We start from the raw sequence: 25,012 nt of genomic DNA, 5'->3' as shown, positions 1-25,012 counted from the left end.
ACCAAATAAAATATTTAACTTATAATCTTTCTACATATAACACATTATCAATCTTACATATAGATTGAAATCATAAAGGTATGGGGAAAAGGAGTGCGCAATATGCGTCCCCTTTCTTATATGCGCATTATGCATATACACCTATCAATTATATGAAAATAGAAATCATTCTCTTTTATTCTGTACAAATATACAGGATTTTATATAATTAAAGTACCGACAGTAGGGTCGGCATGTCTTTTAAGGAGGTTGTAAACATTATGGAAACAAGAATTGAATATGATTCAATGGGACCAGTCGAAGTCGACACTAGACGAATTTACGGACCTCAAACGCAACGCTCGTTCAATAATTTTAAAATCGGTGACCACCGCATCCCTATTGAACAAATCAAGGCGCTTGCGCTTGTAAAAAAAGCATGTGCTTTAACCAATGCAAAGTGTGGCGCAGTAACTGAGGAAAAAGCGAAACTCATCGCTCAAGTAGTAGATGAGATCGTGGACGGAAAATGGGATGATGAATTTCCGTTAACCGTATTCCAAACAGGTTCCGGCACACAAACTAACATGAATGTGAACGAGGTAATCGCTCACCGAGCTAAACAGTTAGATGAATCCAATCCGCTTCATCCTAACGACGATGTAAACCGCGGTCAAAGTACAAACGATACATTCCCTACGGCAATGCATATCTGTGCATACTTTGAAATTACAAAACGCGTAATTCCTGCATTGGACGGCCTTATCGGATCCTTTGAAAAATTGCAAAAAAAAGGAAAAGGATTGCAAAAAGTTGGTCGTACCCACCTACAAGATGCTACTTTTATCATGGTAGACCAAGAAATTAGCGCCTTTGTGGACGGCCTAAAAACTGCCAAAACTATGCTCCTTCAAAATGCTGACCACCTCCTCGACGTAGCACTCGGTGGTACTGCGGTCGGTACAGGTGTGAACACACCTAAGGGCTATCTAGACGTTATGGAAACTGTATTGCCAGAGGTAACAGGTGCTCCATTCCGTGTTAAGAATAACAAATTCCAAGGACTTGCTCTCAAAGATGCATTTATGATGGCTCACGGTGCACTTAACACATTAGCGACTACCCTATTCAAAATCGCTAACGATGTGCGCTTCTTAGGCTCTGGCCCTCGCTGTGGCTACGGCGAATGGCATCTTCCTGAAAACGAACCGGGCTCCTCCATCATGCCAGGCAAGGTAAATCCTACTCAATGTGAAGCTTTGACCATGGTATGCGCCCAAGTATTCGGCCACAATACAACTATGACGCTCTGTGCAGGTAGCGGTGCGTTCCAATTGAACGTATACATGCCTATCATGATCTATGACTTTGTTGAAAGCTGTCGCCTCCTCGCAGACGCTATGAACTCTTTCACAACACACTGCATCGACGGCGTAGAATTTGTACCTGAAAAGCTCAACTTCTTCGTAGAACAATCTCTCATGATTGCTACATCCTTAACACCATATATTGGCTACGACAAGAGCGCCAAGGTGGTAAAAGAAGCGTACAAACGCGGTTGCTCTATTAAAGAAATCATCTTGGAAGAAAAACTCATGACCGAAGACGAATTTGCCGAAGCAGTTCGCATGAAATAAAATCTCTCTCATATCTATGACATATCTGTAACATCCTCTCATACCTCAAATGAACGAAATATAAAAGGGACTGTAAACGAAATACTACTTTAAAGCATTCGTTTACAGTCCTTCTTTTAGTTAGGCAATTATTCTAAACGTAGAGTTACAAAATATCTAAATCAAATCTCACCTTTAATAAGTCGTATAAAGCTTATAATAAAATTACATAACTAGGCGTCTTGTCAAATGGAATTACATATTCTGAAAGACTTGTTAATTCGTCCAAATCATTACGACTTATAACATATAGATGAAGTCCATCATCTTTTTTAAATAGATCAGCTCATTCACCATACCATGGTCTTTTATAGGATAATATCTTGCTTTTTGTATCTCCATTGAGATTAAAAATCTGCAATTGATTCTCTGCAACAGCTAAACCATATCTTTCGGTCATAGATACGTCAAAATACGGAACAGAAATAGGGTTTTGAATCTGAATCTTTTTAAGATCATCTAATATCGTAATATTATTTGTATCCAAACAAACTAATTTTTCATTACGAGGAAAGGATTCTTTTATTTCACTTTCATAAACAAAGTATGCAAATTTTTTATCATATTTGGCTATTTCATCTATAATACGAACAGAATAATCAATCAATGACAAAGATACTATCCCTTTATTGGTACACATTAAAATTATGTCATCACTAAATTCGTATAATTGATAAAAATAGAATTCCTTAATATTATTAAGAATAGGTATTAACTTCTTTCCACGCCAGGTCCATAACAATGAAACCATTAAGTTTATCATTTATAATCATATAATTTACACATCGCAAAGCAAAAATTATAACATTTTCTAAACTTGGACTTTTTATCTGTTTAATAGGTTCTAAGTCTATCATCTATATTCCTTCTATAGTTTTATTAGATTATAATTCAATCATTTTTACATTAAAAGTAGTCCACAATCTTTCGTCTTTATAATATCTTTTAAACTCCTACCATTTATTATTGGATTTTCTAATAACGGTAAAAAATCATTACATTCATCTAAAAGATCCTTATTTTTCCATAGTTGCCATAATGCACCATAAGTAACAATCCCATATGTAGAATCATTATAATATAGTTCTAACTCCCTGTTACATCTCAAGCCTTCAATAACTTCGTCATATAAAGAAACATCTGAACCACTCATTGATGTTTACTCCTTCCTAATTTTTCTAGTCAAACATACTTATCCTTAAGGATCTACCGATCACCTTATAAATACTGATATTAAACGCAACAGACTAATTAGTACGCTTGGCATTTTCAAGTCATTTGCTTAATCGAATATAAACCAATTACACATATAATACTTTCTCTAAAGGTTTAAAAAATGTACAGAGATTTCTCATCATATAACTCATTGGCAAAAATATCGCTAATTGTGTGACCTTCTAAGCAAGGTATCATTAAAAAAGTGTCTAAATCTGGCTCTTTAATAACACATTCATCATTAATCCAAAATTCCCAAACAACATTATTTGGAGTCACAAAGCACTCTAAACCGTTATACCTAAATTCAATCTCTTCATTCATGTCTAGATAACCTCTTATCTCTTCTAGTTTATTCATTTTCTCCCACTAATTTTGATTTTTACTAAAAATCTACAGCACATACAATAATAATCATACTTTAATAAACAATGTACTTTACTCTTCTCAAAGATAAGAGCAACATATATTTCATTTTTATTTTAACATTAGAAATAATGATATTTCTAATTTAAACTCTGGATTTTATAAATAAATACAATAACCCCTGCTAGGATACTATCATAGCAGAGGTTAATTAGTTATAAAGGATAATAAAAAATAGAGTTACTTTCCTGATCATATAATGCAGATGTTTTATTATATAGTAAATACAGCACATATATATTAACTAAAGGTACAAATAAGCAAATAAGCCAAAAAATACTACTATTGGTATCCATCAAGCGTCTACATATCATAGTAATTACAGTATATGTAAGATAAATGTATAAAGTATATCTTAGAATGGATGGCTCAATAGTATAAGTTACAACAAAATTATACATAATAAAAGCTAAAAACACATTAAACATATGCCACTGACGAACAGTACTGCGTCCATAAAACCATAAACTATCTATTAAAATACTTTTATAGATATCAATCCAAAAAGGGTAGGACTCCTGTCGACTATAATATAACTTTAAGGTCTTAATTTGCCCATCGGTTAAATCATTTCTATTGCCCCACCACACATCAATAACTTTATTATCAAAAATAATCCCATTAGTTTCAATAGTATTATGAGCAGACCATAATTTATCGATTCCAAATGCCCAAAATAGTATCAACCCCATCAGAAAAGGAAAGAACATCTCAGGTGTATCTACGCTCCATAGTACCTCATTCCCCAATATATAATCAGTAGTGCCTCTAAAGCTAAAATTAGAACTAGAAATAGTAATACTTTTACCCAAAAGTAAAACCATTACTAAAGAAATCATTATAATGACATTAAGCCAATTAAAAGAAGCCTTTTTATAATAATTCAACCGCATGTAATTTGTAATAAAAACAAAAAGAATATAAAGAGTATGCCCTACATAAAATAACATATTATAGTATTCTTGATTATATATTCTATCAAAAGGAAGAGAAAGCATGAAAATATTTGCTTCTATGCCCAAGAAAACTAAAATATTTATTGAAAGATAAGTTTGTACATTCATCGTAAGTGTTTTAAGCTTCCTTACATATTGAATTAACGCTATTACTTCAATCTTAAACTTACAAAATTCATCAACTAAAAACTGTTTCATACTTTTAATTATCATATAGATACCAATAATGGTGAAAGTTTTTTAACAGTATTTTATATAAGCCAATATAAAACAATCACCGAAAAAAGATAGATTTCAGAACTAATGGTAAATGAATGTGCACAAATGCTACCCTCTTTTACGTCTTAAATAGTTATAAATATAGTTCCATACCACATAAAACAAAAGTGTTATGACATATGCAATAACAAAGAAATAAAAGTCTAATTCATCTTCAATCAACTCTGGATTTGTGACAAGACTATATGGAATACATATAAGTAAAAAAAGTACTAAGCCTCGCACAAAATAATTATATATTTTTAGAAATATATAATTACTCCCAACATAAAAACTATATTTTCACAACACAACTAAAAATTTTAACTCTAATATATCACAATTATTATATAAATTCATATAATAAAAAGAGGTATTGTATCTAAAATACAGTACCTCTTCTAGTTTATCCCCTATGGTCTTCTAATATTTCATAATATTTATAGTCATTAACACAACCAAGAATATAATGAAAATAGCCTGTTTTGTATTTAACAGTTCATAGGTCTCGTTAAATGTATCATCCTTAAACGCCTGTATTAGCAGTATTTCTTGTTTACTGAGTTCCAAATATAAGTCTAAATGGCATCCAATTGCCACTAGTATTGCTATTTTGAGATATCTCTTATATATATCCGCTGTCATATCGTAGATTAGAGAGATATCAAATAGCATAAGCACAATAATACATATAAGGATTTTATAAATAAAGGATTTACTATACATTAATGTATACCTATAGTGAGTTTGTCTTTCAAACTAAGCTACTCCATCAAAGAATGTAATAACCGTAATTTCTCGTGGACAGTTGATACGGATTGGAAACCAGTGTCCTGTACCATTATTAACGTAGCACACGCTTTGTTCTTCTACATAGCGACCTTTTGTATATGGTGTGCCCGTTGGTACTAACGGCATACCCATGAATACGATTTGACCTCCATGGGTATGTCCAGATAGAGTCAACGGAATCTTTCGTTCAATAGATTCTTCGAAGAATTCAGGGTGATGAGCCAATAGAATAACAAAGGCATAGTCTGGAATTCCAGATAAAGCTTTGTTAATCATGGCTTCCCGGTTGTCCTTTTTACGATCGTTATCGTACGCAACGCCCGCAATATATACAGGTTGTTTGCCGCCCATGATTTGAATATTACTATTCACGAGAATATTCATAGGTGTATTTCGTTTAAGTGCGTCAAGTACCTTATTTACATCGTGATGATACTCGTGATTTCCCAAAATAAAGTCAACCCCATCTGGGATTTGTTTTGCAAAGGTTGTCAGTCTTTCACAGACTTGCGGTAACCATGCAAGCTTATCAATGAGGTCGCCAGTGATAACAACGCGATTAGGTTTTTGTAAAAGCGCTAGTTTCAGGATTTCATCAAAGTCATCTAAATCGATACTCGGTCCTATATGAATATCACTAAGTTGAACAATTTTATAGTTTTTCAAACCAGGTGGTAGGTTCGTGTAGCCAAAGCTTTCATGAGTTACCACTACCTCTTGTTGACCCGCAAAGGCAGCATAGCTAGAGCCACCAATAGTAGCCAACGGCACTATAGTTGCAGCAGTTCTAAAGAAGGCGCGACGGCCTGTTCTATTTTCCTCTGGTGTTTTGCTCCAAATCTTATTGATTGTCCAATATAATAGACTAAGTATGATAAATACAGGAATCGCTAGAAATACGCCAAAAAGGAATCCGTAGCTTTCGGTACGGAACATATTCATCAAAGGATAGTACATCGTACCATATAAATCCACTTGATTGAGTATATAGTATCGGATAGCAGCAAACCACGCACCGATAATGATTATATAGCCCACCCAGGCAGGCCATTTCTTTTTGGGCTTCCACAAGTTGAGGAATAGAGCCCAAAATCCTACCAACCCTATTAGGAGGATGGCAGAAAAAGTAATATTAAATAGAATTCTCATTCATTACTCCTACAAATTATTTTGCGATTTCCGTCAATTTACCATGAGGACCCGCCCAAGCATAGTCGGAGAACTCATCACGCTTGATGAGCATCCAGTCCTTTGGCAATTGCTGTTGGATATCTGCAATCGATATATTATTCGCATTCCCTGTGTACGTTAAATCACCGCGGAATGCTTTCATAAACCATTTTCGGTGAGAGAAAATATGTGTTATTTCTTTCACAAGTACTGGTTGCAAAGATAACTCAAAGCCAAGGGGCTGAACTAATTCCTCAAGGCCTCGTTCTCCGTCCTCAAAGGCAGATACCATTTCCACAGATGGAAATTCCCACATGGACCGTAAAAGTCCACGATTCGGCCGTTTATGCAACAAATAATAGCCTTTATAATTCAAGATGCCCACGAATAAAGGCACCTCTACTACCTTTGTTTTCTTGATGCGCACAGGCAGTTTATCTGTATCTTCATGTTGATAGGCAGCGCACATATTTACAATAGGACATTCCCCACAACGCGGCGTTTTTGGAATGCACACAGCAGAGCCAAAGTCCATCAAGGCTTGGTTAAAATCACCAGGTCGATCGTGAGGCAAAGTCTCCTCCACGATGGCTGTAATAGTCTTTTTACCCTTAGTGCTTAAAATATCGTCAAAGATGCGATATAGACGAGCATAGATGCGCAATACATTGCCATCTACAGCCGCTTCTGGTTCGTTGTACGCCATAGATAGTACAGCCCCAGCCGTATAAGAACCTACGCCCTTTAGGGACTCCATGGTTTTACGATCGTGAGGCACGATACCGCCGTAATTTTCAACTACGTCCTTTACACCGAGGCGCAAGTTACGAGCACGGCTATAATAACCAAGCCCTTGCCAAGCATGAACCACCTCATCTTCGGAAGCCTTTGCCAAGTCTTCCAAAGTTGGGAATAGACGCATCCAGTTGTCGTAATAAGGCTTCATCGCCTCAATGCGCGTCTGCTGGCTCATCACCTCGGAAACCCAAATCTTATAAGGGTCCCCACAATCGCGCCACGGCAACTCCCGTTTATGCACATCATACCACGCCAATAGCTGTGGTACCCACTTTGGGTTCTTTTTATCAGTCATATTACCTCAAAATAGTATAAATTATGGAGCATATTACCACTCTCATGGTCATATAGCCCCTTTTTACATTTTAAAATCCACCAAACCATCATCTTGATGTTAGTAAATTTATGTTAATAATTAAATAGGTATACACTAAAATTCGTCGGCATAGTATAAAGAATACCTATATTCGACAATATAACGCAAATAATCTATACGTATCAGCCATTAATATACAAATCAATGCGCGCCAAGTGTTCGCTTTCAAGAACGGTATCAACAGTGGTCAAATCCATCTTATCCACCATATTATTATCTCGTCCAAACACAATAGGTCCTTTTAATTTCTTACCTTCTAACAACATCGGCAACCATCTGCGGTCACCATCCCACATATGTTCATAAGGAATTTGATTCGGTTCTAGCCAATGAGGCTCCATTTCGTCTGTTTCCTCTACAGTACCTGTGAAAGTACGCAAGAAATACACATAGCTTACGTGCGTTAAGCTCTCATCAAAAGGAAATTGAAAATCAAAAGCCGCTACACATTCTAAGTCTTCGACACGTCCTTGAAGGCCAGATTCCTCATAGAGTTCACGAATGGCACACTCTCGGAAGCTTTCACCATCATCAAGTTTACCACCGAAACCATTATATTTATTAGCCCCAAAACCACGCTTCTTACGCCCTAACAATATACGATTTTGTTCATCAATGGGAAATACGAGCGTCGTTGGTTTCATAGGGCCTCCTTAGTCACAAAAATAACACACTATTATTATACCATTATTTCATGTACGAATGTGCTAGTTGTGGTATGATTAAGAGTATAGAATTTCTTACAAGGAAGGAGGCACATGATGAACAAACCACTTAGATTTAATATCGAATTAGGACGAACAAAGCCCGTCAATATTCGCAATGAACAAGTGCGTTGTCCCTTCTGTGATCGTTCCAAATTAACGGATATTCTCGATACATCAGGTCATATTATATGGCTCATGAACAAGTATCCTGTATTAGAAAAAACTTGGCCTACCGTCATTATCGAAACGGAAACTGACGAAGGCGAATTTTCTACCTTACCTACAGACGAAGCCGCCCACATTCTCCAATTTGGTCTCGATAAATGGCGCGAAACTCGTCAACGTAAAGAGTTTAAATCCGTACTCTTCTTCAAAAATTATGGCTATATGTCCGGTGGCTCTATTCGCCATCCTCACAGCCAAATCATAGGGCTTGAGAATTACGATTACCATAAAGATATTACGGCCCAAAATATGGAGGGTTGGCTCTTGCACGAGGATCAAGATGTACGCATCACCTTGTCTACCCATCCGATTATCGGGTTCTTTGAGTACAACATTCGCTTCAAACCAGATGCACCGGTTCGTACTGTAGCCCTTCGACTACAGCAAATTTTGCGCTATGTATTGCATAGTGTAGCAAACTTTAGCCAGTCCTATAATTACTTCGTATATAATCTTGAGGACGGCTATGATTACATCAAGGTAGTGGCGCGTTATGTAACGACGCCCCTCTATGTAGGCTACAAAATTCCTCAAACTTGTGATGAGGGACGAGCTGCTAAAATCAAGCACGATATTACGCCTTATTTTCAAGCTACTAAATAGCTCTAACCATATACCGTATATAATTTGATATATTATTTTATATGGTTTTAACCATACATAATTGAAAGGATTTTTATGAAAGTATTTGCCATCGGCGACCTCCATCTATCTGGCCATCCTCCGACGAAGCCGATGGATATTTTTGGTCCTCACTGGAATGATCACTGGTCCCGCATCAAAGAGCATTGGAATGCCAATGTAAGCGATGAAGACATCGTCTTTCTCGTAGGTGACATGAGCTGGGCGCTCCGTCTCAATGAAGCTGCCTGCGATTTACAAGAAATTGCATCTTTACCTGGTAAAAAATATATGATTCGTGGCAACCATGATTATTGGTGGGCATCAGCAAACAAGATGCATAATCTCATGGGTGACGCTATTACCTTTATACAAGGTCACGGCACCGCAGAAGTTATCCAAACCGAAGAAGGGCCGCGCCTTATTGCATTCGGTGGAACGCGCGCCTACCTCTGTCCTGGAGACTCCCACTTCTCCCCAGAAACGGACCAATCCATTTACGATAGAGAACTGATGCGTACCGAAGCAGCACTACAGGAAATGGATAAGGCAATACATAAAGTACTTGAGGAACTCAGGACGGAAACAAAGGTCTGTATAACAGAATCATCCGGTTCTAAAAAGTCCTATTCACCAACACCTGATTCAATTAGAGATATAGAGAATATTCCTGTAACAAAGTTATTGTTGCTACATTACCCTCCATTTAACGAGTCCAACGCACCTTCGGGCTTTACGGATCTCATGGAGCAATATAACGTAGATATCTGCATTTTTGGCCACTTACACGATCAAATTTCTTTTAACCGGATTCCAAAGGAATTTGGTACGACAAAACTAGAGTTGGTATCTGCAGACTATCTAGATTTTAAGCTAAAGCAAATTATCTAAGGAGAGACCATGAGTCGTATTCATAAAGAACATTTACAAGCTGGCTATATCTTTGGTGACAATGTTAACCAAGAATATATTTACTTGCCTTCTGGTGAGGTAGGCACGGAGCATCCGTTAGCAGTCCTAGAAACACCAACGAAGCGCGAAGATATTACATTGGACGAAGCAGTCCATATGATTGATACCCTAACACTAAAACGTTGTAGCCACCCTACACTAGGTAAAAAATCATTTTAATAACGCCATCAATAATGTAATTAATTGAACAAAATAATAAAATAGCGGATAGTTGACTATAATCTGCACTCCAGAAAAGGATCATAATTTCTGATTTCTGAAAGTGCAGATTGTTATTAACTCAACTATCCGCTAGATGAAAAGAGGCTGTTTATCACGGCCTCTTTTGTTTTTTCTTTAGTTTATAAAAGAACTATTTTGTTGTCTTCCTTTTAGTTTAAAAGGTTATTTCAAGACAAGTAATTACTTCGCATTACGCTCGATATGACTACCGTAAACATCTCTGTAATCATTAGTTTGCTTATTGTCTTTATTGTTTACACGAAGTCGTTCTACCTTATGACGATCATTGTCTTTACCAGAGATTCGATCCACACGAGTACGATCCAAGTCACGAAGACGAGCCAATTCAGGATTAAATTCGTTAATCGCACGCCCCATTTTGCCATCAATTGGGGCACCCAATTGTAAAGCACGGTAAATGATCGCAGCATACTCATAACGAGTCATCGCACGATTGCCTTTAAATTCGCCATCAGGATAGCCTTCAACAAGACCTTTATCAGCCAAGTCTTTTACATATTCATAAGCCCAATGATTAGCTGGTATATCAGGGAAGTTCACATCTTTCTTGTCATACTGAGGTGCCATTCCCATGGATACCTTCATTTGTTGAATCTCTACATTTTGGGCTTTTACAATGGCCTTTAAGTCTTGAACCTCTTTAGCCAAAGCTACTCTAGAAGTAGATACACCATTTTTTTGACCTAATTTCAATGAAACGCCGGCATTGACCATGTTTTCACCGTTACCCATGGATCCAGCTACGCTGAACATAGTGTCTTCATTTGGTCTGTAGAAAGCACCTAATGCCATCGCATTTTCACCGGCATAGTTACCGTAACCAGCCGCAAAATTCCATTTATCATCAGGATCAAAATCCAATGGATGAATAGCCGCTAATGCAGCCGCACCAGCACCAACTTTTCCTATTTTGCTATTTAATAGGTTCACACCATTACTAATACCGCTAGTAGCTTGATACAATTGGCTACCGTTAACGGCATCTTTAGATGTAGCGGATACTTCACCATCGGCTACATTAGTGATTTTATTGCCACCATTATTTAGACCTTTATTGTCCAAAGAAACATTACCAAATTTAACTTTATCTACAGATACTTTGTAATCAGTACCACCAGCAGCATTTGTGCTTGTAGTTACAGTTACATTATTACCTGCAGAAATGCTAGTATGTTTTTTAGCTTCTTTTAATGCTTCTGTGGCTAAAGTCTTATTATATTCAATACGACGTTCATGACTTTCGATACGCTCACTATGATTTTCAATTCGAGCATCATGATTATCAACACGATTATCTAAATAATCTAAACGCTTATCTTGATTGTCAATACGTTTTTCTTGATTATTCATACGTTCAGTTTGATTTTTTAATTGAATGTCATGATTTTGAATTTGATCTTCATGACGAAGTAAATCAGCATCTTGACGAAGATTTTCTTTAGTTAAACGAGTAATTTGATTATCATGATTTACAATTAATTTATTATGTTTTTCTAATTCTTGACTATGTCCATTTAAAATATCTTCATGTTTTTGTAAGACATCTGTATGATCTTTTAATTTTCGTTCATTGTCGGCAATTTTTTCTTTATTTTTATCGATTTCATTAATATTATTTTGAATTAATGTATTGTGATTATTAAGAATTCCGCCCACTGTATTTGCTACTGCATATAATTGACTACCATTTATAGCATCCGTGCTATCAGAAGATACTTTCCCAGATGCTACATTAATCACCTGACGTTCTTTACCAGATGCACCAACACTCGTAACGCCGTTACGAGCTGACCCTACCCCAGCAAAGCCGGAATAGTTAATACCATTTATATTAGCTTGTGTTTCTGTTGTGGTAGCTCTATCGGTAGATGCATTGCCTAAGAGAACACTATTTCCTTGTGTTGACGTCACATTACTGCCCAGTACATATGTATTTGCTTGCGCTACGTTATTTCTAACCCCAAAAGCGCCAGAATCAATGCCAGAGACAGAATTACTGCTACCAATTCCAACTCCACCACGTGCAGTAATCGTATTACCTGAACCTAGTGCAACAGCATTTGCAGCACCAGCATTAGCATTATTACCTACAGCAGTTGCACTCTCTTCAGCTTTTGCATTATATCCAACAGCTACTGAACGATTTCCCTTTGCTCTAGCATCATTACCATATGCTGAAGAGAAATTACCAGATGCCTCAGCATTAAAGCCAGTAGAGGTACTTGAAATACCATTAGCCTTTGTACTATTACCAACTGCAGTAGAACCTTCAGCAGATGCTTTCGCGGATGAACCAAAGGCATTTGAATTACGTCCAGAAGAAACAGATCCATGGCCTATTGCAGTGGCATTCTCGCCTTCCGCCCGTGCACTCCGACCGATAGCATTACTATTATTAGCGGTTGCCTGCGCACTTCGTCCGATAGCCAGTGAGGTTCCACCAGATGCGGTAGATGACTGACCTACAGCAGTTGAATACGAACCGGATACCGTATTTCTGAAGCCTACTGCCAAACTATGGTCACTGGTAACCGTGTTTTCATCACCAAAGTGACGTGAATACTCTGTCGGATTTCCTTGTGCTTCTACATGTAATACAGTTCCCGTGCCTAACGCAAGTAGTATTGCCAATGATAATGCAACTTGTTTGCTTTTCATCGTTTACTATTCCTCCCTACATCTAAAATTATAAATACAACGGATAATATATTATCATTTATAATATATATTCAACAAAACTCAGCATAAAATACGTCCGTTATTAAATAATGTATTATCATTATCCTTAACTATTATTGTACTTTAAATATTAAATGAAGTAAACGAAATTTTTAATAAAATCGATAAAAATATCAATTTTATCGATAAATAAAAATTCTACCAAATTCATCATACTATAAATTAATAGCATAATAACAATATAAGGAGATAAGATTTATCTTATCTCCTTATATTGGCTATATTAACTATATTCATTATATTAGCTATACTAATTATTCTAGTTATATTGTTTGCTTTAGCTATATTACTTAAAATAGCTATATTGGTTATTTTAGCTAATCTTGTTATACTAGCCTATTAGCCCAAGAATCCTCCATGGCCCATAGCTATACAATCTTCTTTGGTGATTTCATCATCTGCAACAAGACGTGGCACAATTTCATCAAAGGCAGTCGGTTTACTGAATAATACGCCCCCTGGTACACCAAGGATTGGTGTGCCATCTGCACAGTAAGCAATGCAAACCATGGACCCTGGTAACACTGGTAATCCATAGGTAACTACGCGATCTGCATAGCGTTTAATGGCTCCTGGGGTGAGATCATCTGGGTCAACGCTCATACCGCCGGTACAGAAAATTATATCCGCGCCTGCGGCTTTCACCTCATCGATAGCCGCCACGATATCGTCTGTATTATCCGTTACAATTTCGTGAGCTACCTTTGTAACACCAAATTCAGCACAACGTTCTTCAATGATTGGTGTGAAAGCATCTTTAATACGACCTTCAAATACTTCAGAACCAGTCGTAACAATCCCCATTGTTTTGCGCACGAACGGCTTTACATGTAACAAAGGCTTACCATCAGCAATTTTCTTTGCATCTTCTACTTGTTGTTCTTCTAACAATAATGGAATACAACGCATACCTGCTAATTTATCACCAGCTTTCACAGGTGTATTATTAAATCTCGTTACAATAGTCAGCTCACCAATGCTATTGATAGCATGTAAGCGTTCCACATCGACCTTGAAAAGACCATCTACATCTGCAATGGCTTCAATTTTACCTTGTGCCATAGGGCCATCGTGCATATTTTCGCCGCCTGCCATATGGTACAAAGCACGAGCTACATCCTCTTCGTGCAAGAACCCCTCATCTTCTGGCTCCATTACAAATACATGTTCCTTGCCAAGATCCAAGAGTTTAGGAATGTCCTCTTCTGTAATTACATGTCCACGGCGGAAGGGCGTGTCTTTCACCTCACCGATGACGATTCTTACGAGATCGTGTAATAATATTTGCCCTACGGCATCTTGTGTTCTAATGGATTTCATAATATCTCCCAAGTCATTAATAACAAAATACGCTATTGTATAACATCAAAATGTATTTAATACTATTATTCAATGCTAATATGTTTAAATAGTACAGAGTAGACGCACTACTAGCATACCAATCCAACAGAGGGTTAAACCACCCACTACTTGTACCACACCGTACCATAATGCTTGTACATAGGATTCAGCCATCATAAGCTGTAGCATTTCAAAGGCAAAGGTTGAAAAGGTGGTAAATGCGCCGAGCCCACCTACAACGAGGAAGAATCTCGCCCACTGAGGTAGATCTGGCTTTTGCATATAAAGGCCTAAGACTAAACCGATAATGAGGCAACCAACGAGGTTTACTACTACCGTACCATACGGAAAAGAGCTGACCTTTGTCATAACCCATTCACCGAGAGCCATACGGCATAAGGCCCCAGTAGCGCCACCGAGGGCAACGGCTATGTATTTTTCCATATTGCCTCCTTTACTCACGATAACATACTAGATGGTATGATCACATTACTATAGCATACATGTAATACTACTTTCACAATTCGTGTAATTATCTGTAATAGCCGATAATTATCTAGTTTTCTATATTAGTCAGATGCTAATAATCTCAGTATACTATATTTAGAGAGTAGGGAAAAGGAAGGAGTCCCTATGAACCCCTCGTCTACACCGCTCACCGAACTGCGGATCAACACATACGAAGACCCGTTTTTACAACATCAATATGTTTGTTTAGGTCATAAAATTGCCATTATTCGCGTATCCCTAAATATGTCTCAACAAGAGTTAGCTCGTCACATTGGTATCAGTCGTAGTTATTTAAGTAAATTAGAATGTGGTACAGGCATCTCCGGCATGTCTTTGGAAATTCTTTTTAAAATCGCCCAAGCCTTTCAAATCAACGTAGGTCAACTCGTAAGACTGCGTGTTGTAGATTATAAAAACTGTAATGCGCACCTAACATCACACTATAAACGACTAGAGCTTCTGAACCACACCAAAAGAACGTCTCGAAACAAAATAAGAACAAACTAATCCGATAGACTAAAAGAACAGTTAATTAAATACAACAAATAATAACTAATTTATATCAAGATGCTCTAAATACTCTAAATGAAAATTGAATTTACTATTCAAAATAACAATCAAAAAAGCTCCGTCAATGGCGGAGCTTTTCATATGTCATTATGCCTATTACATCAGCATCAGCATCAGCATCAGCATCAGCATCAGCATCAGCAGGCATTATACTTCATTAAGTTTTTTATGCTGTACTTCCGCATTTGCTTTTTTGAAGATAAATGCATTGTTGATATGCTGACGCATAGCCGTTTCTGCTGCTACTTCGTCGTGGCGTTCAATAGCGTCTACGATTTGGTCATGTTCATCATCACAGTCATGTGTACGTACAGCATTGAAAGAACTGATGTACATGTCACGATTAACGCGTTCACGGAAACCTGCTAGATAATCTACAATACGTTCATTGCCAGAGTAATGAGCAATCATTGTATGGAATCGGCTATTCACATCAACACGTTCTGTGGCATCTTCAATTTCATGCATCTCTTTACAAAGGGTTCTTAGCTCTTGTACTTGCTCAGGTGTAGCATGACGAGCACATAATCTAGCACCAAGTCCTTCCATTACTTCGCGAACTTGGTAAAGTGCTACAATTTCTTCTGGAGTGTCAGCTTTTACAGTAACGCCTTTCCAAGGAACGATAACTACGAGATTATCTTTAGCTAATTTACGGAATGCTTCACGTACAGGTGTAGCACTCACTTGTAATTGTTCTGCAATCTTTACTTCGTTAAGCTTCTCTTGAGGCATCAATTCGCCTGTTAAGATAGCTGTTTTTAATGTTAAATATACTTGTTCACTGAGAGGTAATCTTTCGATAGAATCCACTGCGGACAATTTGTATTTATCTTTTGAACTTTGTCTTCCCATTACTAGCCCCTAAACCTTACTAACCATTCGTGCTTTCAGACTTTCAAAGAACGGTTAAAATGAGTATAATATAGTATACAACATATCTTAGAAAGTATGTTGTGCGAAATTAAGTATATACATTACAATTATAGAACTCATCATTAAGACTGTCAATTTAACTATAGATAATAGCTATATCTCATTTTTGAAAGTAAGGAAGTATACTATGAGCCGTTGTTTGATTATCATCAACCCTGTCTCAGGAGGAGGTGCAGCGCGCCGTTATGCCCTCGATTTACAATGGAAATTGAGTACCTTGTTCGAAACGATTGAGGTCAAATTCACCAGAGGCGAAGGCGATGCTACACGTTTTGCTAAGAACGCTTGTGAACGCGGGTTTGATGCCGTATTCTGCATGGGTGGTGACGGCACTGTTAACGAAACCGTTAATGGTATTGCCCAAGGTGGATTCTCCTGTACCTTTGGGTTTATTCCCGTTGGTACAGTAAATGATATGTCTCGTGCGCTCGGCATTCACCAAAATCCAACGCAAGCTATCAGACGTATCGATATCAATGAAACTCGAACCATTGATATCGGCCGTTGTAATGATCGGTATTTCTGCAATAATATTGCAGCTGGCGTTATTCCTAAGGTTGTAGATGAAGTTACACCAAAGGAAAAGAGCATACTCGGCCCTCTCGCGTATTTCTTGAGAGCAGGCCAAGCGTTGTTCACTACAAAGGACTACACGTACCGCATTAAAACAGAGGACGATGATTTCATTTGCAAATCTCCTCTCGTTTTAGCCCTACTTACCAATGTAGTATCTAGCTTTGAGCGTTTTATGCCAGAAGCCTCTGTAGATGATGGTTATATGCGTATCATCATCTTCAAAGAATATTTTATCCTCGATATTCTCAGCGTATTACCACTCATTATCAGTGGTGCCATCTATAACTCTCGTTATACAACGACATTAACTGTGAAAAAAGCTCATATCGAACTTCTATCTGACGTCGATGATTTATCGACCAATATGGATGGTGATGCAGGTCCTGCTATGCCAGTAGACATTGAAGTATTGCCGCGCGTACTCAAAGTATTTGCACCTGCAAAGCATAAAAAGAAAAAAGCCTTAAATCTGCCTAAACTACCACATATATAACAAGTAATTGGTAACACAAAAGCTCTCTATCAACGAATAGAGAGCTTTTGTGTTTATTAATTTATAAGAATCTATACACTTTAGTCCACGATGATTGCATCGTGCAAGCGGAAGCTATAAATATAGCAAGCTTTCACGGGCATCCCCGTCAATCGCTGCAAGGCCTCTTTATAGAGATCCATTTGGATTTTATAGCGCTTGATAAGGTCTTCTCCGGATGTAACACGATCCGTTTTATAATCTACGAGAACCCATTCTCCTTCCTCTTCAAAGGCCGTATCAATAATACCTTGAAGGAACAGATTTTCCCCGTCCTCTAAGGTGTCATATACGCGTTTTCCTTCAAAGAGCATGCTAAATGGCAATTCTCGCTCGATACGTTTTGCATTGATAAGGCGCTTACCAAGATCAGAGCTGAAAAATTTATACAAACTTGTATCGCTTAATAAATTTCGTTCTTCCTCTGTGAAAGTCCCTTTTCCCACCAATGCATCAAGCTCTTTCGTCAAAGAAGCTTGCGTATACTCAACAAGAGGTAACCATTGCATAGCTTCATGCATCAAGGTACCCCATTGAGCACCGGTCAATACATCCTCTTCAGACTGTAATGCTTGTGGCTTTCGACCGAATACGGAGTTTGCTAAGTCATCTGCTGAAACTTCTACCGTTGCAATTGGTTCATTCAAAGTATCAATAGTTCCTGCTTCAAGTTCTCGCTCTTGGAATCTTCGTTTCAATTCACTAACGGAGATTTTTGCGGTTCGGCGAGTAGCATCATTGTACGGATAGCTATAGTTGAATCGGTCCACGATTTCCTGCGGTAATTCTACGGAATTAACAGCTTGTAACTCTCGTACCTTATTAATCGTAGTCTCGTCGATATCCGCTTTGTAATCGAGATCACCATAAAGAGAGCCATCATGGATTTCAACCTTTAAACGACACTGTTTATCCGGTAAATCAAAATAAGTTGGCCCTTCATGCTCGATGGCTACGCGCAATGGATTGCCACCAGCTAAATGACGAGCAAAGCCCATAATCATCCAGTCTAGATAGGTATTAGCTTGTGTAATAATATCTGTCGGTAACTGTTGAGTTTCTACGGAAGCCGCATTTTTAATGAGCTCACCTATGGTGCTTAACACACCTTTAGAATTTTTAAAGCCTTTAATAAAGCCTGTCATGAACAGCTTATCTCGTGCCCGTGTCAAAGCAACATAGAGAATGCGCTGCTCCTCCGCCTTGAGGGCCGCTTCTTTTACGTCTTTCACATAGAACCAAGGCATGGTCGGAAAGGATACTCGAATATCCGGGAAATACCCTTTCAAACCAAGACCTGCATTTTTATCTATAAGAAGTTCTGAACGCAAGTCCATCATGTTGAATCGCTTTTGAACACCAGATAGGAATACTACAGGGAATTCAAGGCCCTTACTCTTATGGATGGTCATGAGGCGCACCACATTATCCGCCTCGCTCACCACATTGGCAAGAGGCATATCTTGGTTGCTGTCGCGCAAGCTTTCCACAAAGCGCAAGAACCTAAAGAGCCCACGGAAGCCAGAGGCTTCATAGCCCTTGGCTCTATCGTATAATGCGAGCACATTGGCACGACGAACGAGGCCATTCGGCATAGCTCCCACATAGTTTACATAGTCTTGAGATTCGTAAATATCCCACAGCAAATCGGTCACGCCGTGACGACGCGATAAGGTGCGCCACCTTTCCATATGCCCAATAAAGGCCAATAAACGCTCATCTTGAGCCTCTTGTGCATAGGCTGGCATAAGAGACCATAAGGATCCCTCACCAGACAGGCGCAATGCACCTAGTTCGTTGGCATCAAGGCCTACCAGGCCAGAGTGCAACACGGCAGCCATCGGCAAATCTTGTTCAGGATTATCTATGATGGATAACAACGCCAATAAGAGTTGAATCTCTTGGGCTTCAAAGTAACCGTCTCGCTCATTTACCACCGCAGGAATCCCCGCTTGACGCATGGCTTCTACGGCACGCGTGCCCCAGCCCGCCAAGGATCTGCGCAAGATAGCAAAGTCTCGCCACTCGATTTGACGGAATGTACCATCTGGATTTTGCACCTGCTTCTTAGTAGCATGGATTTCTTTGATTTTTTGAATGATAAAATCTAGCTCACGCTCGTTGTTTTCAGGATCATCCCCTTCATCTTCGTCACTTTCACTAGCACCAAGGGTATCCTTACTCACATCTAAGAGCTGTAATTCCACGTCACCACCGACCCAATCCTCTGGCGCATCCTCTACGATACGGCCAGGAATGAGCGATTCAGCCTCTGTGTAATTGAGCTCTGCCGCGTCTTCCGTCATGATTTGATAAAACAAAAAATTCGTTGCAGCCAAGATATTTTCGTGAGATCGGAAATTCTTCGCTAGGTCGATACGACGTTCTACCGCATCATTGCCGCCGTACGTATTATATTTCTCCATGAACAGAGAACTATCGGCCATACGGAAACTATAAATAGCCTGCTTCACGTCCCCCACGTAGAACCTATTATCGACACGAGAAATCAAGTTGATAATCGTCTCTTGCACGCCGTTCGTATCTTGGTATTCATCGACCATGATTTCTTTGAACGTATCTTGGAGCTCCTTCGCCACATCGGACGGCTGAGGGTCATCCTCTGTACCAGGTTCAACAAGAAGGGCCAAGCATAAATGCTCAAGGTCGCTAAAATCCATGATGCCTTGCTCTTGCTTCATGTCTCTATAGGCTTTATGAAAAGCAATCGTCAGCTCTACAAGACCTTCTATGATTGGATATTGAGCCTTAAACTGCTCTTGCAAGGTAGCTTCCGGAACGGTGAATATAGCGGTTTGCATAGCTTTGAGGTCATCTTTATTTTGACCACCCAAAGATTTAAACTCTGATACCAATATAGGGTCATAGGCTTGCGCCTCTTTTGAGCCCATCCGGAACTGGTCCTTAATAAAGGTATCTACATGTTTACAAGCTTCGCCCATGTCGTCCCAAGTTTGAGCCGCTGAAAGCATACCTAATGCAGCCAGTTGATTATCGTATATATTTTGCCATTTATGAGGCCCTGTCGGATCGAGCAAGATTTGTTCCATCCGCTCTAAGCGCTCTCTAATGCGATCGATGACAGCCATGTGATTCGACCACATATATTCACCCCACAACGTATCGCTAGGGTTTATGGTCATCGCCTCTTTATAAGGCTCTAAGGCTTTTCGTAGCCATCCATCTGGATTGGCGAGGGACATGGCGTAGTTATACAGGGACATAATCTTCGCCGTTAAGCCTGCATCGGATTTATCATCGCTGAAGAAATCCGCTAGCTCATAGATATTATAAAGGCCCTCTTCATAGGACTTAGTTAATAAATCGGCTAATACCTCTTGTTGTAACAACGCCATTTCTGCTTCATTGCCGATACGAGCCGTTGGATTAATATCGAGCTTGTAGAAATAGGACCGGATTACCCATTGGCAAAAGGAGTGCAAGGTAGAAATATGAGCAGACGGCAATAGATTGAGCTGTCGTTCAAGGCGCGCTTGTAGTGCAGCATCATCTGTAGATTCCATGGCTTTAGCCAAGGCAAGGCCAATACGAGCGCTCATCTCTTGGGCTGCAGCCTTTGTGAAAGTTACAACCATGAGTTCTTGAACGGATAAGGGATTATCCATATCCTTAAGGCGCGTAATAATGCGCTCTACGAGGACCGCTGTCTTACCTGAACCGGCAGCAGCCGCAACAAGTAAGGTCTGATTATCTAAGGAGGAGTCCTTAGGTGCTATGATGGCAGACTCCTGCTCTGGCGTCCATTTAACACCCATGGTTTTCACCTCCTTCGCTACTATTATTTCCGTCATTATTATTATTTTTTTCGTTGCTGTTATTTCTGTCGTTACTGTTGTTTCCGTTGTTTCCGTCGCTTAAGACCTCTTTCATCCGTTCTAATGCATCATCTTCAGACAATCTAGACAAATAATTATATCGATTACGGCTAGAGTCAAAGCGACATACCGTTCTGTAATCGCAGAATGTGCAAGGTCTAAGGCCATTCAATTGATATGGCTTAATCGGGAACTGCCCTTCCCCAATGTGACGACCCGTCTCAGCCATCACGTGATTTGTATAGCAGCACATTACGTCAAATTCACCTGTAGACTTAACTTTTCGCAAATCTCTGCTAGAAATGGTTTGATCTTTTTTCGTAGCAATCGGCACATAAGGCCCACGCTTAGATCCATAGGACAAGAACTTATTGTCAATATGCGTCAACAACTCTATATCATCGGAGAAGTACCCACTGTTTTGCCAAGCATCGCTTTCATTAGCCAACGAAACCGCATCTTCATAAGATATAGGCGCATCAGCAGGGATTTTAGGGTTCTTCACGTAAGAGTAAACCACCGCCGCAGGGGACATAGATCCGCCATGTGTTTTACCATAAGCGGACTCCAAAGCCAACAGATAGGTCATGAGTTGCAGTTTAAGTCCATAGTACACATCTTGGGCCGTCACATGAGCACCACCCGACTTGTAGTCGATAACCATGCCATAGGTTTGATCATCCCGTGTATATTCGTCGATGCGGTCAATTTGACCGATGAGTCGCAAGTAACGGTCTTCACCAAGAGGGACCCGAATAGGATCCCAGCCACCTTGACGACCAAAGTCTTGCTCTAAATACTTCGTATCAAAATCGCTGCGCTTAGACCACTCTACGAGACGATCTACCGTCACATGTAATGTTCTCTGTACACGCTGTTCGATGGCCTTTTGGTAGGCATCGCTCGTTTCTTCACCTAGCTGATTTTCTTGCAAGATTTCGTCTGCCACAGTACGGCATAGATTTTCTTGTTCCTCTTCGTCGAGGTCACGCCATTGTTTGTTATTTTCTAGCAGATAATTACCTAAGCGCTCTAAATTAGCATGTAAGAACGTACCGATTTCAGGAGCTCCAAAGGAGCGTACTGGACGCGGTTCTAGCTTCAAACCATATTGGGCATAGAACTTAAACGGACATTGTTGGTATCGTTCAAGGCGCGTCACAGAGCCAGACATGTAGCCTTTAGACAAGAATAGACCATTCACTAAATCCTGCGTTATGACAGGCACATCGTTGTTATCTCGAATACCACGTGACACCTCCGCTAAACGAGGACGATATGTTTCGCTTTCACGAGCCCAGTTATAGAGTCCCCACCAAAGAGGATTGACCTCATAACCACTAAAGAGAGCCCCCCAACGCTCAGATAGCAATGACAGACTTTGGAGCGGACGCCACATGTAATCTGCCTCTGTATCAGGTGCAATAGAGAGAGGAATATCTACTGCCTGATCTACGTACCCAAGAGATTCTAATCGCTTTACAACGAGGGATGGCTCAAGACCTGTTCCATCCTCACCAGAGCCCGCATAGGACAAGGTCAACGAATCGGATGCCCGTGTCATGGCGAGATATAATAGGAAATTCTCGTTGAAAGCCTTCGGCAAGGCCCCTTCTGCTAAGGTAATGCCTGCATCGGCCAATTCTTGACGCTCCTTATCCTTGATGAGGCCTTCATCTCCCATACTTTGAGGAAATACGCCTTGGTTGAGGCCCATTACGAACACCTTAGGCCACCACTGGCTGTAACCACGTTCGATAGTGGTAATCACCACATGGTCTAAAGACGGCGGAATCATAGAGTAGTTTACATCGCTAAGGCCTTCTTCGAGGAGGAGCATCATCTCATCCAGAGTCAATATTTCATCCTTCATGACCATAGAAATTTCGTCTATAAAGGAAAGAACCGCATTATACATCTGTTCATGACTAGCTTTGGATTCTTGATCACCTACAATTTCTGCGTCCTTCGCCCATTCATAGAGGCGCTCTGGCACTTGTAAGATTTCTAATAAACCATAAAGTTGTGTACCCCACTCAGCCCCTGTATGACCATCCGCATTAGCAGCAAAGTCAAACCATGGAGATAATATATCCATAATGGTTTGTCTTGCTTTGTTAATACGTGCTCTGCGCGGTGCATCTACGTGGCTTTCTTCATCTTGCCCCTCATGAAAGCCTCGTAAGTACGGCCAGCTTTCACGTTCCCATTTATAATGATCGATACCAAACTCGAGAACATAATTCTCTAACTCATCTACAGCTTCACGGCTAAGAGGCATCAAGTCCGTCTTGAGCAAGAGGAACATGCTGTCCCGACTATAGTTATGACGCACGATATCAAAGAGTGCCGTCAATAGCTCGCCTAATGGATGGTTTTTCATAGGCCGCTGACGATCAATAAAGTGCGGGATACCGTAGCGAGCAAAGACCTTTTCTAAAGTATCACCATAGGTTTCAGACTCGCGGAGCATAATACATACATCTCGGTAACGAGCCTCTTCAGATGATTCTATATAGGCTAAAATACGACGAGCCACCGCATCGGCTTCGCGTTCCCGGTTATAGCCGCGAATAAGCGGAATCGTTTCATCTGTAGAGTTTTTCTTACTAGGACTAGCAAAGTAATTAGACTCTAGAGCTTGAACGATTTGAGGGCCTCGTTTCCCGTCAAAGCCAACCCAGTTGATACTAGAGCCATAACGAGCGACTAAGGTGTCGTAAATCTCTAAAGGGCGGCTGAAGAGATGCTCCCCTCGACGAGCTAGATTTAACGCCTTTGGAGCCATCGGTAAATCGATAGTAATAACGGCTTCCTTCGCCAAGTCAAACAAGGTATAAATCAACTCATAGTGTGTGGGCGTAAACCAATGGAAACCATCGATAAAGACGTGGCTATTCTCCATGAGAGGAGATTGTGGCAAAGCCTCTACGATTTCCATGATAGGATCGATGTCGCGCTCCCCATGGCGACTGAGTTCTTCTTCATAGGCAGACATACAAATAGCTAGCTCGCGCAATTTCTTTTGTAATACTTTATTTTTAACAGATTCTGCCCCTCGTTCTAGGTCCACAGGGCCTACACGGAAGGCGCGAAACTCAGAAAAGAGTTGTTGCAATACAGAGGAAAACTCAGGTCGCTTTGTGGCCTGTTCTAATAGCCCCAGTTCCTTTTGCTTTCGTTTCATTACAAGGCGCAACAACATAGACCGGCCAAAGCTTGATAAACTTGATTGACCGCCCCCTTTTGAGCCTATAGATTGATATACCTGATAACCCAAGCGACCGAAGCCTACGACGCGAACCATAGTAAATCCTTTTTCAGGCATAAATTCAGCTAGCTCCCGTTCCACCCGATAGGTGGCAGGTTCAGGAACAAGCAAGATTATTGGTTCCCCTGGACAGTCTATCATAACCTGACGTATGTGCTCATATACGGCACGCGTCTTACTCGATCCAGCCCGTCCATAATAGACGCTAATACTCATGAGACCTCCCTAGTGAAACTTTCACCATCTCAATTGATGTAATCCACAAA

Annotated in this window: 19 protein-coding genes; 6 read left to right on the top strand and 13 right to left on the bottom strand. The window is 39.7% G+C overall.

The window, feature by feature from the left end:
* Nucleotides 1-260: 260 nt before the first annotated feature.
* A complete protein-coding gene (locus tag E6X37_RS07615; RefSeq protein WP_316689721.1) occupies nt 261-1,616 on the top strand; it encodes a class II fumarate hydratase in 1,356 nt (451 codons plus the stop codon).
* A gap of 325 nt (nt 1,617-1,941) precedes the next feature.
* On the opposite strand, the gene E6X37_RS07610 is transcribed toward E6X37_RS07615, so the two are convergent.
* From E6X37_RS07610 to E6X37_RS07580, 7 genes are all read right to left on the bottom strand, one after another.
* On the bottom strand, nt 1,942-2,268 hold the full coding sequence (locus E6X37_RS07610) for a hypothetical protein (RefSeq protein ID WP_316055315.1): 327 nt from the start codon (nt 2,266-2,268) through the stop codon (nt 1,942-1,944).
* 288 nt (nt 2,269-2,556) lie between these two features.
* Nucleotides 2,557-2,808 carry a hypothetical protein gene (locus E6X37_RS07605; RefSeq protein ID WP_105087186.1) on the bottom strand — a complete coding sequence of 84 codons (252 nt, stop codon included), beginning with the start codon at nt 2,806-2,808 and terminating at the stop codon, nt 2,557-2,559.
* Between the two features lie 176 nt (nt 2,809-2,984).
* On the bottom strand, nt 2,985-3,230 hold the full coding sequence (locus tag E6X37_RS07600) for a hypothetical protein (RefSeq protein ID WP_232054987.1): 246 nt from the start codon (nt 3,228-3,230) through the stop codon (nt 2,985-2,987).
* A gap of 221 nt (nt 3,231-3,451) precedes the next feature.
* Entirely contained in the window at nt 3,452-4,450 is a 999-nt protein-coding gene (locus tag E6X37_RS07595) for a DUF805 domain-containing protein (protein ID WP_316689720.1), read from the bottom strand.
* A gap of 819 nt (nt 4,451-5,269) precedes the next feature.
* On the bottom strand, nt 5,270-6,451 hold the full coding sequence (locus tag E6X37_RS07590) for a metallophosphoesterase (RefSeq protein ID WP_316689719.1): 1,182 nt from the start codon (nt 6,449-6,451) through the stop codon (nt 5,270-5,272).
* A gap of 16 nt (nt 6,452-6,467) precedes the next feature.
* Entirely contained in the window at nt 6,468-7,565 is a 1,098-nt protein-coding gene (gene mutY / locus E6X37_RS07585) for an A/G-specific adenine glycosylase (protein ID WP_316097878.1), read from the bottom strand.
* A 203-nt stretch (nt 7,566-7,768) separates the two neighbouring features.
* Nucleotides 7,769-8,290 carry an 8-oxo-dGTP diphosphatase gene (locus E6X37_RS07580; protein WP_227037291.1) on the bottom strand — a complete coding sequence of 174 codons (522 nt, stop codon included), beginning with the start codon at nt 8,288-8,290 and terminating at the stop codon, nt 7,769-7,771.
* 117 nt (nt 8,291-8,407) lie between these two features.
* On the opposite strand from E6X37_RS07580, the gene E6X37_RS07575 reads away from it, so the two are divergent.
* The 3 genes from E6X37_RS07575 (at nt 8,408) to E6X37_RS07565 (ending at nt 10,330) form a co-directional block, all read left to right on the top strand.
* Nucleotides 8,408-9,181, top strand: coding sequence for a DUF4931 domain-containing protein (locus tag E6X37_RS07575; protein ID WP_004698244.1), 774 nt, complete (start codon nt 8,408-8,410; stop codon nt 9,179-9,181).
* Between the two features lie 75 nt (nt 9,182-9,256).
* Entirely contained in the window at nt 9,257-10,090 is an 834-nt protein-coding gene (locus E6X37_RS07570; protein WP_316097876.1) for a metallophosphoesterase, read from the top strand.
* 9 nt (nt 10,091-10,099) lie between these two features.
* Nucleotides 10,100-10,330 (top strand): hypothetical protein, encoded by a 231-nt coding sequence (locus E6X37_RS07565; protein WP_004698256.1) that lies wholly within the window; start codon nt 10,100-10,102, stop codon nt 10,328-10,330.
* Between the two features lie 243 nt (nt 10,331-10,573).
* Here E6X37_RS07565 and E6X37_RS07560 read toward each other — a convergent pair whose 3' ends face one another.
* From E6X37_RS07560 to crcB, 3 genes are all read right to left on the bottom strand, one after another.
* The gene (locus E6X37_RS07560; RefSeq protein WP_316603810.1) at nt 10,574-13,072 is read right to left on the bottom strand and encodes an S-layer homology domain-containing protein; all 2,499 of its coding nucleotides are present in this window, start codon (nt 13,070-13,072) and stop codon (nt 10,574-10,576) included.
* Nucleotides 13,073-13,492: 420 nt separating this feature from the next.
* A complete protein-coding gene (locus E6X37_RS07555) occupies nt 13,493-14,473 on the bottom strand; it encodes a molybdopterin-binding protein (RefSeq protein WP_316060976.1) in 981 nt (326 codons plus the stop codon).
* A gap of 84 nt (nt 14,474-14,557) precedes the next feature.
* Nucleotides 14,558-14,938 (bottom strand): fluoride efflux transporter CrcB, encoded by a 381-nt coding sequence (gene crcB / locus E6X37_RS07550; RefSeq protein ID WP_316603809.1) that lies wholly within the window; start codon nt 14,936-14,938, stop codon nt 14,558-14,560.
* Between the two features lie 189 nt (nt 14,939-15,127).
* On the opposite strand from crcB, the gene E6X37_RS07545 reads away from it, so the two are divergent.
* Entirely contained in the window at nt 15,128-15,511 is a 384-nt protein-coding gene (locus E6X37_RS07545) for a helix-turn-helix domain-containing protein (RefSeq protein WP_316689718.1), read from the top strand.
* 210 nt (nt 15,512-15,721) lie between these two features.
* Here E6X37_RS07545 and E6X37_RS07540 read toward each other — a convergent pair whose 3' ends face one another.
* Nucleotides 15,722-16,429 (bottom strand): GntR family transcriptional regulator, encoded by a 708-nt coding sequence (locus E6X37_RS07540; protein WP_004694848.1) that lies wholly within the window; start codon nt 16,427-16,429, stop codon nt 15,722-15,724.
* 208 nt (nt 16,430-16,637) lie between these two features.
* Here E6X37_RS07540 and E6X37_RS07535 point away from each other — a divergent pair, with 208 nt between their 5' ends.
* Nucleotides 16,638-17,579 carry a diacylglycerol/lipid kinase family protein gene (locus tag E6X37_RS07535; RefSeq protein ID WP_287510918.1) on the top strand — a complete coding sequence of 314 codons (942 nt, stop codon included), beginning with the start codon at nt 16,638-16,640 and terminating at the stop codon, nt 17,577-17,579.
* Between the two features lie 80 nt (nt 17,580-17,659).
* Here E6X37_RS07535 and addA read toward each other — a convergent pair whose 3' ends face one another.
* Both addA and E6X37_RS07525 read right to left on the bottom strand, forming a co-directional pair.
* Nucleotides 17,660-21,415: a helicase-exonuclease AddAB subunit AddA gene (gene addA / locus E6X37_RS07530; protein WP_316689717.1), complete on the bottom strand. Its 3,756-nt coding sequence runs from the start codon at nt 21,413-21,415 to the stop codon at nt 17,660-17,662.
* Complete coding sequence (locus tag E6X37_RS07525) at nt 21,405-24,962, bottom strand: PD-(D/E)XK nuclease family protein (RefSeq protein WP_316689716.1); 3,558 nt, start codon at nt 24,960-24,962, stop codon at nt 21,405-21,407. Before E6X37_RS07525 ends, addA begins: the two co-directional genes overlap by 11 nt.
* Between the last annotated feature and the right edge of the window lie 50 nt (nt 24,963-25,012).

Origin of the sequence: Veillonella parvula, assembly GCF_032550495.1 — a bacterium.
GTDB lineage: Bacteria > Bacillota > Negativicutes > Veillonellales > Veillonellaceae > Veillonella > Veillonella parvula_G.
The sequence above is the reverse complement of the archived record's forward strand: the minus strand, read 5'-3'. Positions and strand labels throughout refer to the sequence as shown.

Excerpts from the sequence above, each read along its gene's own strand:
- E6X37_RS07615 (WP_316689721.1), top strand. The coding sequence starts at position 261 with ATGGAAACAAGAATTGAATATGATTCAATGGGACCAGTCGAAGTCGAC.
- E6X37_RS07605 (WP_105087186.1), bottom strand. The coding sequence starts at position 2,808 with ATGAGTGGTTCAGATGTTTCTTTATATGACGAAGTTATTGAAGGCTTG.
- E6X37_RS07600 (WP_232054987.1), bottom strand. The coding sequence starts at position 3,230 with ATGAATAAACTAGAAGAGATAAGAGGTTATCTAGACATGAATGAAGAG.
- E6X37_RS07595 (WP_316689720.1), bottom strand. The coding sequence starts at position 4,450 with ATGAAACAGTTTTTAGTTGATGAATTTTGTAAGTTTAAGATTGAAGTA.
- E6X37_RS07590 (WP_316689719.1), bottom strand. The coding sequence starts at position 6,451 with ATGAGAATTCTATTTAATATTACTTTTTCTGCCATCCTCCTAATAGGG.
- mutY (WP_316097878.1), bottom strand. The coding sequence starts at position 7,565 with ATGACTGATAAAAAGAACCCAAAGTGGGTACCACAGCTATTGGCGTGG.
- E6X37_RS07580 (WP_227037291.1), bottom strand. The coding sequence starts at position 8,290 with ATGAAACCAACGACGCTCGTATTTCCCATTGATGAACAAAATCGTATA.
- E6X37_RS07575 (WP_004698244.1), top strand. The coding sequence starts at position 8,408 with ATGAACAAACCACTTAGATTTAATATCGAATTAGGACGAACAAAGCCC.
- E6X37_RS07570 (WP_316097876.1), top strand. The coding sequence starts at position 9,257 with ATGAAAGTATTTGCCATCGGCGACCTCCATCTATCTGGCCATCCTCCG.
- E6X37_RS07565 (WP_004698256.1), top strand. The coding sequence starts at position 10,100 with ATGAGTCGTATTCATAAAGAACATTTACAAGCTGGCTATATCTTTGGT.
- E6X37_RS07560 (WP_316603810.1), bottom strand. The coding sequence starts at position 13,072 with ATGAAAAGCAAACAAGTTGCATTATCATTGGCAATACTACTTGCGTTA.
- E6X37_RS07555 (WP_316060976.1), bottom strand. The coding sequence starts at position 14,473 with ATGAAATCCATTAGAACACAAGATGCCGTAGGGCAAATATTATTACAC.
- crcB (WP_316603809.1), bottom strand. The coding sequence starts at position 14,938 with ATGGAAAAATACATAGCCGTTGCCCTCGGTGGCGCTACTGGGGCCTTA.
- E6X37_RS07545 (WP_316689718.1), top strand. The coding sequence starts at position 15,128 with ATGAACCCCTCGTCTACACCGCTCACCGAACTGCGGATCAACACATAC.
- E6X37_RS07540 (WP_004694848.1), bottom strand. The coding sequence starts at position 16,429 with ATGGGAAGACAAAGTTCAAAAGATAAATACAAATTGTCCGCAGTGGAT.
- E6X37_RS07535 (WP_287510918.1), top strand. The coding sequence starts at position 16,638 with ATGAGCCGTTGTTTGATTATCATCAACCCTGTCTCAGGAGGAGGTGCA.
- addA (WP_316689717.1), bottom strand. The coding sequence starts at position 21,415 with ATGGGTGTTAAATGGACGCCAGAGCAGGAGTCTGCCATCATAGCACCT.
- E6X37_RS07525 (WP_316689716.1), bottom strand. The coding sequence starts at position 24,962 with ATGAGTATTAGCGTCTATTATGGACGGGCTGGATCGAGTAAGACGCGT.